This is a genomic window from Neorhizobium puerariae, from assembly GCF_042429745.1.
Lineage (GTDB): Bacteria > Pseudomonadota > Alphaproteobacteria > Rhizobiales > Rhizobiaceae > Neorhizobium > Neorhizobium puerariae.
On sequence record NZ_JBHMAA010000036.1, the window covers coordinates 104,752 to 118,080 of the forward strand.

Genomic DNA, 13,329 nt, shown 5'->3' on the forward strand with positions numbered 1-13,329 from the left:
GCTCCCGTGGATGCTGTCACCACCGCCGAAACCTTCGCGCATATCCGCATCGTGATGGGCATGGTGATCAGCCTTGGCCTCGCCCGGCTCCTGAACGGTCTCGCCGGCATCGTCCAGCATCCTCAATCGGTCCGCATCTACGCCGTCCATCTCGGCTGGGTGGCGTTCATGTTCCTGTTTCTCGTGCATTTCTGGTGGTGGGAGCACCGGCTGCACGCCATGCCCGTCATCGAGTTCGCGGCCTTCCTGTTCCTGATCGTCTTCTGCGCGCAGTTCTTCTTCCTCTGCGCGCTGCTCTTCCCGACCTCGATGCAGGATTATAACGGCTACGAGCATTACTTCCTGTCGCGCCGGTCTTGGTTCTTCGGCTTTCTCGCCGGCCTGCTGGTCACCGACATCGCCGACACGATGCTGAAGGGCTGGGACTATTTCCTGTCGCTCGGCCGGGAATATCCGATCCGCACCGCGATCTACATCCTGCTCAGCCTGATCGCCATGGCGACGGCGAACCGGCGCTATCACGCGGCCTTTGTCATCTTCGCGCTCCTCTACCAGATCTACTGGATCTTCCGCGTCTACGACATCCTGACATAGACGCCCGACCGGACGGGCGCCGGATCAGCCTCTCAGGAAGACCGACGACGTATCGAAGCCGAGCCCCGGGAAAACCTTGGCGGTCAGGTTGTCGGGGCTGACGCCGAATTGCCGGTGGAGCATGGCGGCGGCGACCTCGCGCACGTCGCCGGTCGGCATCAGATCGCGCCGGTCGAGCAGCCTGTCCCCGGTAAGGCCCGGCCATTGCCCGAGAACCTTGCCGCCGGGGATGGCGCCGCCGGCCAGGACCGCGAGCCCGCCGGTGCCGTGATCCGTGCCGTTGGTGCCGTTCTCGCGCGCGGTGCGGCCGAATTCCGTCATGGCCAGCACCACCGTCTTCTTCCAGGCCTCCTCGCCGAGCGCATCCTTCAGCGTGACGATGGCGGTCGCGAGATCGCCGACGGCCTTCCTGAACTGCGCCTGCTGGCCCACATGCGTATCCCAGCCGTTGATCGAGAAGCTGGCGATCCGGTATTCCTCGCGCAGCATGCCGCCGGCAAGCCGCGCCATGTCGGCGATCCCGGCCCCGCGCCTGGCATCACCATAGAGGGAATCGGCCGCCATGTCCGTCTTCCTGGCTTCCTCCATCGCCTTGGCGAAAGCCTCGTCGCCGGCATAGAGACGGTCGAGAAAGGCGATCTCGTCCTCGGCAAGCGCGAAATTGCTCTGGCTGGACCAGGAATCCGCTTCGTTCGGGCCGGTGAGGATCAGCTCCATCGACGTGTTGATGTCGATCGCCTTGCGGCCGGCCGAGCGCGGGATGACCGACAGCGCCCGGTTGAGCCAGCCGGTACGCTGGCTTTTGTCGCCGCCGCCCGTCTCCAGTATGTCCTGCCCGTCGAAATGGCTGCGCTGGTTGCGGTAGGGCGTCGAGACGGCATGCACGAAGGACAGTTCGCCCGCCTGCCACAGCGGCATCAGCGCGGACGCCGCCGGGTTGAGGCCGAAGAACCCGTCAAGGTCGAGAAGCCCGGTGTCGGGCGTCAGCCCCAGCCTGGGCCGGAGCGCCGCATAGGCGGGATCGCCGTAGGGCTGCACGAAATCGAGCCCGTCCATGGCGCCGCGCAGGATGATCGTCGCGAAGCGGTTGTCGCCCGGCATGGCGGCAAAGGTGACCGGGGTCAGCACCGGCGCGGCGGCCGCGCAACAGGCGCCCGCCAGAAAGCCGCGCCGCGACAACAGGATGCTCTGCTCAAGGGTCATCGGTCACCTCCTGTTGAATTCGGGGGATGCCAGCACCATGGTGATGCCGTGCACCTTGCTGGGCGCCTGGGAAACGATCTGCCGGGTTTCGGGCCGCGCGGCGTCGCCGAGCGCCGCCTCGACAAAGACGGACGGCTCCATCTTCTGCCCGAAGGTGCGGGCCACGAGCCGCGACCAGGCGATCCGCTCGCTGAGCTGGCTCGGCGCCAGCCAGACGCTTGCCTCGTCGGCGAAACCCGCCGGGCTCGGCGGCTGCCAGACCGGCTGGCCCATCCGCTGCAGGGCGCCGAGCGTCAGGGCGTTCGCCCGTCCCGCCCTGCGCCTGGCGTCTTCCCGCGCGGCCGCTCCCGTGGCCATTTCCATGGCCTTTCCGATCGGGCTCTCGTCATCGCCGTCCATGTCGCCGAGCAGGCTTGCGAAGCTTTTCTCCGGCAGGTCGAGAGCCCTGAAGCCGGAGACGACGAATTCGAACGGCTGCTTGATCTTCCGGCCTGGGTCCGACCAGGCGCGCGGATGCCGCAGCATGGCGCGGTAGACATCCGGCAGATTGCCCCCGCTCCTCGCCCACGCATCGGTCATCGCCCCGACGACCTCCTCCGGCGGGTCGTCGGCGATGAAATGCCGGACGAGCTTGCGCGAGATGTGACGGGCGGTCCTCGGATCGGCGGCGAGATCCTCCAGCATCAGGACATGGTCCTGGCCGTCGCCTTCGTCGTCCTGGTAGGTCCGCCCGAGCACGGTGATCGGGCCAGCTTCCGCCAGCCGCGGATTGTACACGACCTCGAAGACCCGGTTGTCGACGGAAAGGCCGGTCAGCACAAGCGCCGCGGCGCGCACGTCGTCCTGGGTGTAGCCGCTTCCCGCGCCGAGGGTGTGGAGTTCCAGCAGTTCCCTGCCGAGGTTTTCGTTGAGGCCGCGACCGTTCCTGCGGGCGGCAGCCGAATCCGGGCCGACGCTCTGGTCCTGGTCGAGATAGATCAGCATGGCGGGATGCAGGATCGCCGCCGACAGGAGTTTCGAGAAGGAGCCACCGATATTCGGGCGGATCGCCTGGGCCTCGTAGAGCGGCACGATCATGCGCATGGACAACGCCTTGAGCGTGCTGGTCGAAAAATGATCGCCCCAGAAGCTTGCCAGCCTTTCGTAAAAGCCGAGCGGAGAATGCAGGGCCTGAGCCAGACGCGCCGCGGCGTCCTGGCGATAGATGCGCTGCGCCTCGCGCTGCACTTCCTTGCGAATGTCCTCGTTGGGATTTCCCGCCTGCCGCGCCTTGGCCTCCGCGGCGAGCACCGACTGGATTCGGCTCGCCGTCTCGATACGGCCGGCCGCTCCCTCGCGCGGGAAACGCGGTTTTTCCGACACGCCCTTCTGGATCTGGGCCAGCAGCGCGTCGGCATCGCCCAGAGCCTCCTCGCCGGGGCGAAGACCATATCCGAAGCGGATCGCGGCCAAGGTCGGGGTGGAAGGAGCCATGCGTTCGTTCCTCGTTGGACCGTCCTCAAGCGTCCTCGACAATTGTGGTGGAAACGGTCGCAAATTGCGGCCATTTCGCGACATGGACAATTTGTAATCGCGGGCCGCGGAACACGCTCCCGATCGCGGAAGCCGGACGCGGCGGCCGTTCATCTCCGCAGGCGGCGGCGGTTCCGCGCGGGCACCCGCCTCTTCGGCCGGCACCAGTTATGGGCGAGGTCTTAAGGGAATTTTATAGGAGATTGCATCATCGTTGGCCGTCTGATCATCCTCTGACCGAACGGCGCTTATGGAAGCGGATCTGAAAACCGGCAAAACAGACCCCGCGCTTGAGATCGACGTCAAGCGCGCCCAGGCTTCCAGCATGCTCGAACGGATTCCGTCGACGCTTTTCACCAATGCCGGCGTGTCCGCCTCCGCGCTCTTCGTGACGACGCTCGGCCGTGGCCTGACCTTTTCCGCGACCATCTGGTTCGTCGCCGTCATCGCCAGCATCCTGCTGCGCGTCGTGCTGGCCTCGCTCCTGAAGCGCTGGGAAACCGCGGAGCACGATCCGCAGCAGGCCCTGAACGCGATGACCGTCGGCGCCCTGCTCAGCGGCGCCGCATGGGCGGTCCTTCCCCTGTCCGTGCCCGGCTTCGACGCGCTCGGCGGCGACAGCGGGCTCTATCTCATCATGTGCGGCATGGCGACGGGCGCGATCCTGATGGGCGTCGGCCACAGCCATCTGTCGCTCGCCTTCGCGCTGCCGCCGCTCGCCTCCGTGATGCTCTCGCTCGCCTCCAGCGGCCATGTCAGCGGCTGGCTGCTCGCCCTCAACGTCGTCGCGCTGACGCTCGTGCTGATCCGGTGCAGCCGCACGAGCGAGGCGATCTTCGTCAGCAACGTGCTCGGCAAGCTCCAGGCGACGGCGCTCGCCGATTCCCTTTCCTTCGCCAATTCCAACATCCTGCAGGCCAACTACCGGCTGGAAACGCTCGCCAATTGCGACCCGCTGACCGGCCTCGCCAACCGCGCCGCCTTTAACGCGGCGCTTTCCGGAGGCATCGCCACGGCCCTTGCCGGGGAGGAACAGCTCGCGCTCCTCATCCTCGACCTCGACCGCTTCAAGTCCGTCAACGACACGCTCGGCCACAGCGCCGGCGACGCGCTGCTCGTAGAGGTCAGCGACCGGCTCCGCGCCGTGGTCGACGGCAAGGGCGTCATCGCCCGGCTCGGCGGCGACGAGTTCGCCGTGATCTTCGGCGGCCCCGACGCGCCCGGGCTCGCCCGCGAACAGGCCGAGCGCATCCTCGAGCGCAGCCGCCAGCCGGTCATGCTCCAGGGGCACCCCGCCACCATCGGCACGTCGATCGGCATCGCCGTCTTTCCGGACCATGCCGGCACCGCCGAGGACCTGTTCATCTGCGCCGACATGGCGCTCTATCGCGCCAAGGACGGCGGCCGCCGGCAATGGTGCGCGTTCGAACCCGCCTTCCGCTCCCAGGCCGACCGCCGGCACCAGATCGAGCAGGAACTCGGCGACGCGCTTGCCGCCGGCGAGGTCGAGGCCTGGTTCCAGCCGCAAGTCGACCTCGCATCCCGGCAGATCATGGGCTTCGAGGCCCTGGTGCGCTGGCACCACCCCTATCTCGGCCCGATCTCCCCGCCGGAGATCGTCGCCGCCGCGCAGGCCGCCAACCTCGCCGACCGGCTGACCGCGACCATCGCCGAGGCCGCCTGCCGGCTGCTCACCCGCCTGCCCTCGCTCGGCCTGCCGCGCGCGACGGTGGCGATCAACGTCTCGCCGCGGGAATTCGACCTCTATTCCGTCACCGACGTGCTCGACCGCATTACCGGCGCCCACGATATCGATCCCGGCCTGTTCGAGATCGAGATCACCGAGGAGGCGATCCTCGACACGCTGGTCGCCGGCGAGCAGCTCAAGCGCATCGAGCGCTCCGGCTACAAGCTGGCGGTCGACGATTTCGGCGCCGGCCATTCCTCGCTCGCCTATCTCGTGCAGCTCAAGGTCGATCGCCTGAAGCTCGACCGCCGCTTCATCACCGGCGTGCAGCAGAGCCGGCAGAACCAGGAGATCGTCGGCGCCATGGCGGGCCTCGGCCGGGCGCTCTCCATGGAAGTGGTGGTCGAGGGCGTCGAGAGCGAGGAGGAAGCCGACGCGCTGAAAGCCCTCGGCTGCGAGATCGCCCAGGGCTATTTCTTCGGCCGGCCGATGCCCGCCGAACGCATCGCCGGCTGGATCGAAAGCCGCCGCAACCTGACGCAGCGGCAGGTGGCGTGACCGGCCCGGGAGCCGGCCGGCCCCGATCCGCACGACGAAAATCCGTTTCCCTTTTGTACTCATTTCTGCCCGCGCCCCTCTTCCCTTTCGGCATGACTCCCTCCATATTCGGCGCATGGCCAGATCACCGAGAAAATCCTCCTCTTCACGTCTCGAAAAGCCCTCGAATTCCGAAAACCACGGCTTCGGGGAAGCTCCGCAATCGTCTTTCGAAGGCGCGCCGCTTTCGGGCAGCGTCGCCGACTGGGTGAAGCAGCTGGAGGCGGAGGCGGAAGCCTCGTCGGTCGAGACGCAGCGCGAGATCGCTTCCAAGGCCGGCAAGCACCGCAAGAAGATCGAGATCGCGGCGCGCGAGCAGGCCATCAAGGAAGCGGCGAAGACGGCCCATAAAACGGCCAGGAACACCACCGCGTCGAAGACCGCCCGCGGCGTGTCGATCGGCGCCTCCTCCGACCCGAAGACGCGCGCCCGCGCGGGCCTCAACCCGGTCGCCGGCCTCGACGTGTCGCTGGAAGACGCGCAGTCGCTCGCCCCTTCCCTGGCCCCGGGCGCCGTCACCGCCACGGTCGAGGCCCTGTCGAAGCTGATCGAGAGCGGCAATCCGCTGTTCAAGGACGGCAAGATGTGGACGCCGCACCGGCCGGAGCGCCCGCAGAAATCCGAGGGCGGCATCGCCATCGAGATGGTCACCGACTACAAGCCCTCCGGCGACCAGCCGACGGCCATCGCCGACCTCGTGGACGGCATCAATTCCGGCGACCGGTCCCAGGTCCTGCTCGGCGTCACCGGCTCGGGCAAGACCTTCACCATGGCGCAGGTGATCGCCCGCACCCAGCGCCCCGCCGTGATCCTCGCCCCCAACAAGACGCTCGCCGCCCAGCTCTATTCCGAGTTCAAGAACTTCTTTCCGAACAACGCGGTCGAGTATTTCGTCTCCTATTACGACTATTACCAGCCGGAAGCCTACGTCCCCCGCTCCGACACCTATATCGAGAAGGAATCCTCGATCAACGAGCAGATCGACCGGATGCGCCATGCCGCCACCCGCGCCATCCTGGAGCGCGACGACTGCATCATCGTCGCCTCGGTCTCCTGCATCTACGGTATCGGCTCGGTCGAGACCTATACGGCGATGACCTTCCAGATGACGGTCGGCGACCGGCTGGACCAGCGCCAGCTGCTGGCCGACCTCGTTGCCCAGCAATACAAGCGCCAGGACATCAATTTCGTGCGCGGCTCTTTTCGCGTCCGGGGCGATACGATCGAGATCTTCCCGGCCCACCTGGAGGATGCGGCCTGGCGCATCAGCATGTTCGGCGACGAGATCGATGCGATCACCGAGTTCGACCCGCTCACCGGCCAGAAGACCGGCGACCTGAAAAGCGTGAAAATCTACGCCAACTCGCACTATGTGACGCCGCGCCCCACCCTCAACGCCGCGATCAAGGCGATCAAGGAGGAGCTGAAGGCCCGCCTCGCCGAGCTGGAAAAGGCAGGCCGCCTGCTGGAAGCCCAGCGTCTCGAACAGCGCACCCGCTACGACCTCGAAATGATGGAAGCGACCGGCTCCTGCGCCGGCATCGAGAACTATTCGCGCTACCTCACCGGCCGCAGGCCCGGCGAGCCGCCGCCGACGCTGTTCGAGTACATTCCGGACAACGCGCTGATCTTCATCGACGAAAGCCACGTCACCGTGCCGCAGATCGGCGGCATGTATCGCGGCGACTTCCGCCGCAAGGCGACGCTCGCCGAATACGGTTTCCGCCTGCCGTCCTGCATGGACAACCGGCCACTGCGCTTCGAGGAGTGGGACGCGATGCGGCCGCAGACGATCTCCGTCTCCGCCACGCCCGGCGGCTGGGAGATGGAAGAGTCCGGCGGCGTCTTCGCCGAGCAGGTGATCCGCCCGACCGGCCTGATCGACCCGCCCGTCGAGGTCCGCCCCGCCCGCAGCCAGGTGGACGACGTGCTCGGCGAGATCCGCGACACCGCCCGGAAAGGCTACCGCACCCTCGTCACCGTGCTCACCAAGCGCATGGCGGAAGACCTCACCGAATACCTGCACGAACAGGGTGTTCGCGTGCGGTACATGCATAGCGATATCGACACGCTGGAACGCATCGAGATCATCCGCGACCTGCGGCTCGGCGCCTTCGACGTGCTGGTCGGCATCAACCTCCTGCGCGAAGGCCTCGACATTCCCGAATGCGGCTTCGTCGCCATTCTCGACGCCGACAAGGAAGGCTTCCTGCGTTCCGAAACCTCGCTCATCCAGACGATCGGCCGCGCGGCGCGAAACGTCGACGGCAAGGTCATCCTCTATGCCGACACCGTCACCGGCTCGATGCAGCGCGCCATGGACGAGACCGCGCGGCGCCGCGAGAAGCAGATGGAATACAACACCGCCAACGGCATCACGCCGGAATCGGTGAAGGCGAAGATCTCCGACATCCTCGACAGCGTCTACGAGCGCGACCACGTCCGCGCCGATATTTCCGGCGTCTCCGGCAAGGGTTTCGCCGATGGCGGCCACCTTGTCGGCAACAATCTCCAGGCCCATCTCAACGCGCTGGAGAAATCCATGCGCGACGCCGCCGCCGATCTCGACTTCGAAAAGGCCGCCCGCCTGCGCGACGAGATCAAGCGCCTCAAGGCGGTGGAACTCGCCAGCATGGACGATCCCATGGCCAGGGAAGAGGCGCGGGATCAGGAAGGCGGAAGCGGCAAGGCCGGAGCAAAGACCGGCCGCCCCTCCCTTCTCCCCGACGGGGAGAAGGTGCCCGGCAGGGCGGATGAGGGGGCCGCCACCTCCCCGACCTCGCTTTTCCAGAAACCCTCGCTCGACGACATGGGGCCGGGCACCGACACCGCGACGCCGCTCTTCCGCAAGCCGCAAGGGGATAGTGAGGAGCGGACCGCGCAGCGGAGCAATCCATCCAGCGAATCGATTGCTGCGACGAACGCCCGGAGCGAAAGCGAAGGGCGGGCCGGCGGCGCCCAGAAATCACTCTTCCGCAAGAACAGCCTCGACGAAATGACCGTCGGCCGCACTGAAAAACCCGTCACCGGAAAGCTGCCGCCCAAACCGGAAACGGAACCCGGCAAGCGCTTCTCCCCCCCTCTCGAAGGCCAGCCGGAACGCGACGATGGCGTACGCCCGATCGTCCGCGGCAAGATCGGTGCGGGCAGCTACGAAGACGCCGGCGGAGAGAAGCGCAGGGGGCGGACGAAGGGCAAGACGGGACGGCCAGGGCGGTAACCACGAATCTCTCTCCCCTCGGGGAGAAGATGCCGGCAGGCAGATGAGGGAGCTGCAGAGTTTCCCCTCTCACCCGAACCTCTCATCGATGTGCCTTCGGCACTCACGCCTGCTAGGTGTCCGGCGGTGCCGCAGATTTCCTTCCTAGTGGTTTATTTCCGCAATGGATCACGCCCACCCCAAAACCGCACACTCGTGCGCCAAATATCAATCACTTAACCTCTTCCATATCCCCGCCCCCGGGCCTCGTGCCTACAATCTGTCCGTCCCGCATCGGATACACCGGAAGGCGTTCTGGCGAGGCGGGGCCGGCGCGGGCGGTGAGGGTAGGACGCAGAACCTCATCGTCCGGGTCCGCGGAAAATGGTCTCCCTCCGGCGACACGGGGAGAGGTGAAGGCAAACGGACCGGCCCTCATCTCTTGATGCCCGAACAGCGCGCCGGGCGTGCCTGTGCGGCACACATGGTGGCCCGACGGATGGTTTCGCCGGATTTTTCATAGTCCGTCGAATCCTCGGGAAACCGGCGGCAGAAAACCGTCCGGAAGGGCCAAGGCAGAGGGACCCAAGTCGCGGGCATAAACCGCCGAACGGGGCGCTGAGAGGTGTCACCTAAATTAAAACTTACGAGGCAGCTTTCAGCGCCCCGTCCGCCACATGCTTCGTCATCCTCGGGAGAGCGATCCTCGGGATTGAACCCGAGGAGAAAACCGAGGATCGCCAAGGGATTAGCATGTCCGGAAACAAGCCCATAGAGACCTGGCTCGCCGCCCGCACCGCCGAAATGCTCGCGCTGCCCCACATGGTCTGCCGTGTACGCGACTGCCGCCGACGGAATAGCTGCCACTGGCATTTCAAGTCCAACAACGAACCCTGCTGCCTGCGAAACCTGACCGCCGAGCAGCGAAAGCTGTTCGATGCGGTTTACGAGGAGGCGCGGTCCGCGGAAGGCTTTCTCGGCTGGGACAGCCATCTTTACGAAACGCCCCATGGCAAGCGGCGGATGCTTGACGACATGGCGATCGAGATCGCCCGCACGTCGCCCAACCGCTGGAGGCCCGAGATCTGGGATGCGGCGAGGCGCAGGCGGGAAAAGACGCTGCCGCCGGCGGAAGGCGGGCAATGATCGATGTCGAAGAGATGGAGATGGCGCAAGAGGTCGCGTATGCCGCACCGGCGTCCCGGCCGCTCGCTTTAGGCTCGCGGCGTTCGACGCTCAAAACGATTCACTGGATCGTTTTGCCGGCCTTCGGCCGTCGCGTCTCACCCCACAAACGCCCTTTCGATCACGAATTCGGCGGGCTTGTTGTTGGCGCCTTCAGTCAGGCCCGCCTTTTCGAGCAGCGCCTTGGTGTCCTTCAGCATGTCCGTCGAGCCGCAGATCATGCCGCGGTCGGTTGCCGGGTCGAGCGGGGGCACGCCGAGGTCGGCGAAGAGCTTGCCGCTCGTCATCAGGTCGGTGATGCGGCCCTTGTGCGAAAATTCCTCGCGGGTGACGGTCGGATAGTGCTTCAGCTTGTCCCCGACGATCTCGGCCAGGAATTCGTGGTTCCTGATCTCCTCCACGAGGTCGAAGCCGTATTTCAGCTCGGCCACCTCGCGGCAGGTATGGGTCAGGATCACCTCGTCGAACTTCTCGTAGGTCTCCGGGTCGCGGATGAGGCTCGCGAACGGCGCGATGCCCGTGCCGGTCGAGAACATGTAGAGCCGCTTGCCTGGGGTGAGCGCATCGAGCACCAGCGTGCCGGTCGGCTTCTTGCGCATCAGCACCGTATCGCCCGGCTTGATCTTCTGCAGGTGCGAGGTGAGCGGGCCGTCCGGCACCTTGATCGAGAAGAATTCCAGCTCCTCGTCCCAGGCGGGGCTCGCGACCGAATAGGCGCGGTAGACCGGCTTGTCGCCGACCATCAGCCCGATCATCGCGAATTCGCCCGAACGGAAACGGAAGCCCGCCGGCCGGGTCATACGGAAGCGGAACAGGCGGTCGGTGTAATGCTCGACGGCGAGCACCGTCTCGGCATAGACGCCGTCCGGGATCTTGACCGCAAAATCTTCGTTCTTCGCTGGAGCGTTCATGCCTGCCCGTCTTTCCGTATTCGGTCCCGTCTCATCGGTCTGCGGCCCGCCGCCAATCCCGGGGTTTGCCCCGGGGCCTGCCGCTCATCCGCCACTCTGGAGCCTGTCGTCCTTCGCACAAGCGAAATATACCAAAAGGCCGTCCATTTGAAGGCATCCGCGCGCCTTTGTCGCGGATGCGGAAGAAAAAACATGCGCAGGATTGTCCGCTTTTCCTCAGGCGGTCGCGCTGCGGCGACGCCAGCTATAGCCGCCCGCCTTTTCCGCGTGGCGGGCGGTCGGCTGGTAATGCAAGGCGATGCCGGGCAGCCTGCCCTCTTCCAGCCGCTTCAGCGCGGTGGCGTTCTTCACCGCGAAACTGTCGATGCCGACCCGCAGCATCAGCGGGATCTGGTCGATCAGCACGTCGCCGACGGCGCGCAGTTCGTTGCGGTAACCGAGCCGGTCGCGCAGCAGCGAGGCGTGCGAAAAGGCGCGGCCATCGCTGAAGGCCGGGAATTCCACCGCGACGATTTCGAGGCGGTAGAGATAGGGCTCCAGCCTGCGCACGTCGTCCGCCGGCCGGATCAGCACGCCGAGGCCGACATCGTTGCTCGCCTCCGCCTTCTCGATCAGCGCGTCGAGCGGCAGCAGGACCTTCTGCTCCTCCGCCGCCCGCACCTCCCCGCTTTCCCCCACGGGCTCGATCACCCAGGGGTCGTTCGCGACGAAACCGGTTTCTCTCCAGATTCTGGTCATCCGTCCCACTCCCCCTTAAGCCGCTTCCGCCGCCGGCCCGCCATAGAGCGCATCCTTGAAAGGCTGCGGCCCGACGCGGCGATAGGCTTCGAGGAAAATCTCCTCCTTCGAAAGGCGAAGGCCGAGATAGGTGTCGACGATCGTCTCGACCGCGTCCGTCACCTTGTCCGGCTCGAAACCGCGGCCGATGATCTCGCCAATCGAGGTATTTTCGTCCCCGGAGCCTCCAAGCGTGATCTGATAGAGCTCGGCGCCCTTCTTTTCGACGCCCAGGAGACCGATATGGCCGACATGGTGATGACCGCAGGCGTTGATGCAGCCGGAGATCTTGATCTTCAGCTCGCCGATCTCGGCCTGGCGCTCCGGCGAGCCGAAACGGGTGGAGATTTCCTGCGCGACCGGGATCGAACGGGCGTTCGCCAGCGCGCAGTAGTCCAGCCCCGGACAGGCGATGATGTCGGTGATCAGGCCGGCATTGGCGGTCGCAAGGTCATGGGCGGTCAGCGCGCGGTAGAGCGGCTCGAGATCGGCCAGCGCCACATGCGGGAAGATGACATTCTGCTCGTGGCTGATGCGGATCTCGTCATGGGCGAACTCCTCCGCCAGATCGGCGATCGCATCCATCTGCACGTCGGAGGCGTCGCCGGGAATGCCGCCGATCGGTTTCAGCGATATCGTCACCATGCCGTAGTCGGGATGCTTGTGCGGCTGGACGTTCTGGTGAACCCAGCGGGCGAATGCCTCGTCCTGCTTCTTCCACCCGGCGAGCTGGGCCCAGCCTTCGGCGCGGTCCGGCAGGGCGGGCGGCGCGAAATAGGCGGCAATCGCCTGCACGTCCGCTTCCGGCAGCCTCAGCTCGGTGCCCTGCAGGTGGGAAAACTCCTCCTCCACCTGGCGGGTCAGCTCCTCGGCGCCGGTCTCGTGGACGAGGATCTTGATGCGCGCCTTGTACTTGTTGTCGCGGCGGCCGTGCAGGTTGTACACGCGTATGATCGCGGTCGTGTAGGACAGCAGGTCCTCTTCGGGGAGAAAGTCCCGGATCTTCTTGGCGATAAGCGGCGTGCGGCCCTGCCCGCCGCCGACATAAACGGCAAAACCGAGTTCACCTGCGTCGTTCTTCTTCAGATGCAGGCCGATGTCGTGCACCTGGATTGCGGCGCGGTCGCGCTCGGCGCCGGTGACGGCGATCTTGAACTTGCGCGGCAGGTAGGAAAACTCCGGGTGAACCGAAGACCACTGGCGCAGGATCTCGGCATAGGGACGCGGGTCGGCGACCTCGTCGGCCGCCGCGCCGGCGAAGTGATCGGCCGTGACATTGCGGATGCAATTGCCGGACGTCTGCAGCGCATGCATCTCGACGGTCGCAAGCTCGGCCAGGATGTCCGGCGTGTCGGAAAGCCTCGGCCAGTTGAACTGGATGTTCTGGCGGGTCGTGAAATGGCCATAGCCGCGGTCGTACTTGCGGGCGACATGGGCGAGCATCCGCATCTGACGCCCGTTCAACGTGCCGTAAGGGATCGCGATACGCAGCATGTAGGCGTGAAGCTGCAGGTAGACGCCGTTCATCAGGCGCAGCGGCTTGAAGGCATCGTCCGCCAGCTCGCCGGAAAGGCGGCGTGCGACCTGATCGCGGAACTGCTCCACGCGGCTCGAAACAAAAGCGTGGTCGAATTCGTCGTAACGGTACATGATTTCCTCAGGCT

At 65.9% G+C, this 13,329-nt stretch carries 9 protein-coding genes; 4 read left to right on the forward strand and 5 right to left on the reverse strand.

Annotation, left to right across the window (positions count from 1 at the left end):
* Positions 1 to 6: 6 nt before the first annotated feature.
* Positions 7 to 594 carry a hypothetical protein gene (locus ACFFP0_RS27785; RefSeq protein WP_377265462.1) on the forward strand — a complete coding sequence of 196 codons (588 nt, stop codon included), beginning with the start codon at positions 7 to 9 and terminating at the stop codon, positions 592 to 594.
* A gap of 24 nt (positions 595 to 618) precedes the next feature.
* Here ACFFP0_RS27785 and ACFFP0_RS27790 read toward each other — a convergent pair whose 3' ends face one another.
* Together ACFFP0_RS27790 and ACFFP0_RS27795 are read right to left on the reverse strand one after the other, a co-directional pair.
* Positions 619 to 1,797: a DUF1501 domain-containing protein gene (locus tag ACFFP0_RS27790; RefSeq protein ID WP_377265463.1), complete on the reverse strand. Its 1,179-nt coding sequence runs from the start codon at positions 1,795 to 1,797 to the stop codon at positions 619 to 621.
* Between the two features lie 3 nt (positions 1,798 to 1,800).
* On the reverse strand, positions 1,801 to 3,270 hold the full coding sequence (locus ACFFP0_RS27795) for a DUF1800 domain-containing protein (protein ID WP_377265464.1): 1,470 nt from the start codon (positions 3,268 to 3,270) through the stop codon (positions 1,801 to 1,803).
* A 289-nt stretch (positions 3,271 to 3,559) separates the two neighbouring features.
* On the opposite strand from ACFFP0_RS27795, the gene ACFFP0_RS27800 reads away from it, so the two are divergent.
* From ACFFP0_RS27800 to ACFFP0_RS27810, 3 genes are all read left to right on the forward strand, one after another.
* Entirely contained in the window at positions 3,560 to 5,554 is a 1,995-nt protein-coding gene (locus tag ACFFP0_RS27800; protein ID WP_377265465.1) for a putative bifunctional diguanylate cyclase/phosphodiesterase, read from the forward strand.
* Positions 5,555 to 5,669: 115 nt separating this feature from the next.
* Positions 5,670 to 8,813: an excinuclease ABC subunit UvrB gene (uvrB, locus tag ACFFP0_RS27805; protein ID WP_377265466.1), complete on the forward strand. Its 3,144-nt coding sequence runs from the start codon at positions 5,670 to 5,672 to the stop codon at positions 8,811 to 8,813.
* 732 nt (positions 8,814 to 9,545) lie between these two features.
* Positions 9,546 to 9,938, forward strand: a complete 393-nt coding sequence (locus tag ACFFP0_RS27810; protein WP_377265467.1) for a hypothetical protein — start codon at positions 9,546 to 9,548, stop codon at positions 9,936 to 9,938.
* Between the two features lie 137 nt (positions 9,939 to 10,075).
* Here the strand turns inward: ACFFP0_RS27810 and ACFFP0_RS27815 are convergent, their stop codons facing one another.
* The 3 genes from ACFFP0_RS27815 to ACFFP0_RS27825 all read right to left on the reverse strand — a co-directional run bounded on the left by ACFFP0_RS27815 (position 10,076) and on the right by ACFFP0_RS27825 (position 13,315).
* On the reverse strand, positions 10,076 to 10,888 hold the full coding sequence (locus tag ACFFP0_RS27815) for a ferredoxin--NADP reductase (RefSeq protein WP_377265468.1): 813 nt from the start codon (positions 10,886 to 10,888) through the stop codon (positions 10,076 to 10,078).
* Positions 10,889 to 11,104: 216 nt separating this feature from the next.
* The gene (locus ACFFP0_RS27820; protein ID WP_377265469.1) at positions 11,105 to 11,626 is read right to left on the reverse strand and encodes a DUF934 domain-containing protein; all 522 of its coding nucleotides are present in this window, start codon (positions 11,624 to 11,626) and stop codon (positions 11,105 to 11,107) included.
* A gap of 15 nt (positions 11,627 to 11,641) precedes the next feature.
* Positions 11,642 to 13,315, reverse strand: a complete 1,674-nt coding sequence (locus ACFFP0_RS27825) for a nitrite/sulfite reductase (RefSeq protein WP_377265470.1) — start codon at positions 13,313 to 13,315, stop codon at positions 11,642 to 11,644.
* Between the last annotated feature and the right edge of the window lie 14 nt (positions 13,316 to 13,329).

Excerpts from the sequence above, each read along its gene's own strand:
- ACFFP0_RS27790 (WP_377265463.1), bottom strand. The coding sequence starts at position 1,797 with ATGACCCTTGAGCAGAGCATCCTGTTGTCGCGGCGCGGCTTTCTGGCG.
- ACFFP0_RS27795 (WP_377265464.1), bottom strand. The coding sequence starts at position 3,270 with ATGGCTCCTTCCACCCCGACCTTGGCCGCGATCCGCTTCGGATATGGT.
- ACFFP0_RS27800 (WP_377265465.1), top strand. The coding sequence starts at position 3,560 with ATGGAAGCGGATCTGAAAACCGGCAAAACAGACCCCGCGCTTGAGATC.
- uvrB (WP_377265466.1), top strand. The coding sequence starts at position 5,670 with ATGGCCAGATCACCGAGAAAATCCTCCTCTTCACGTCTCGAAAAGCCC.
- ACFFP0_RS27810 (WP_377265467.1), top strand. The coding sequence starts at position 9,546 with ATGTCCGGAAACAAGCCCATAGAGACCTGGCTCGCCGCCCGCACCGCC.
- ACFFP0_RS27815 (WP_377265468.1), bottom strand. The coding sequence starts at position 10,888 with ATGAACGCTCCAGCGAAGAACGAAGATTTTGCGGTCAAGATCCCGGAC.
- ACFFP0_RS27820 (WP_377265469.1), bottom strand. The coding sequence starts at position 11,626 with ATGACCAGAATCTGGAGAGAAACCGGTTTCGTCGCGAACGACCCCTGG.
- ACFFP0_RS27825 (WP_377265470.1), bottom strand. The coding sequence starts at position 13,315 with ATGTACCGTTACGACGAATTCGACCACGCTTTTGTTTCGAGCCGCGTG.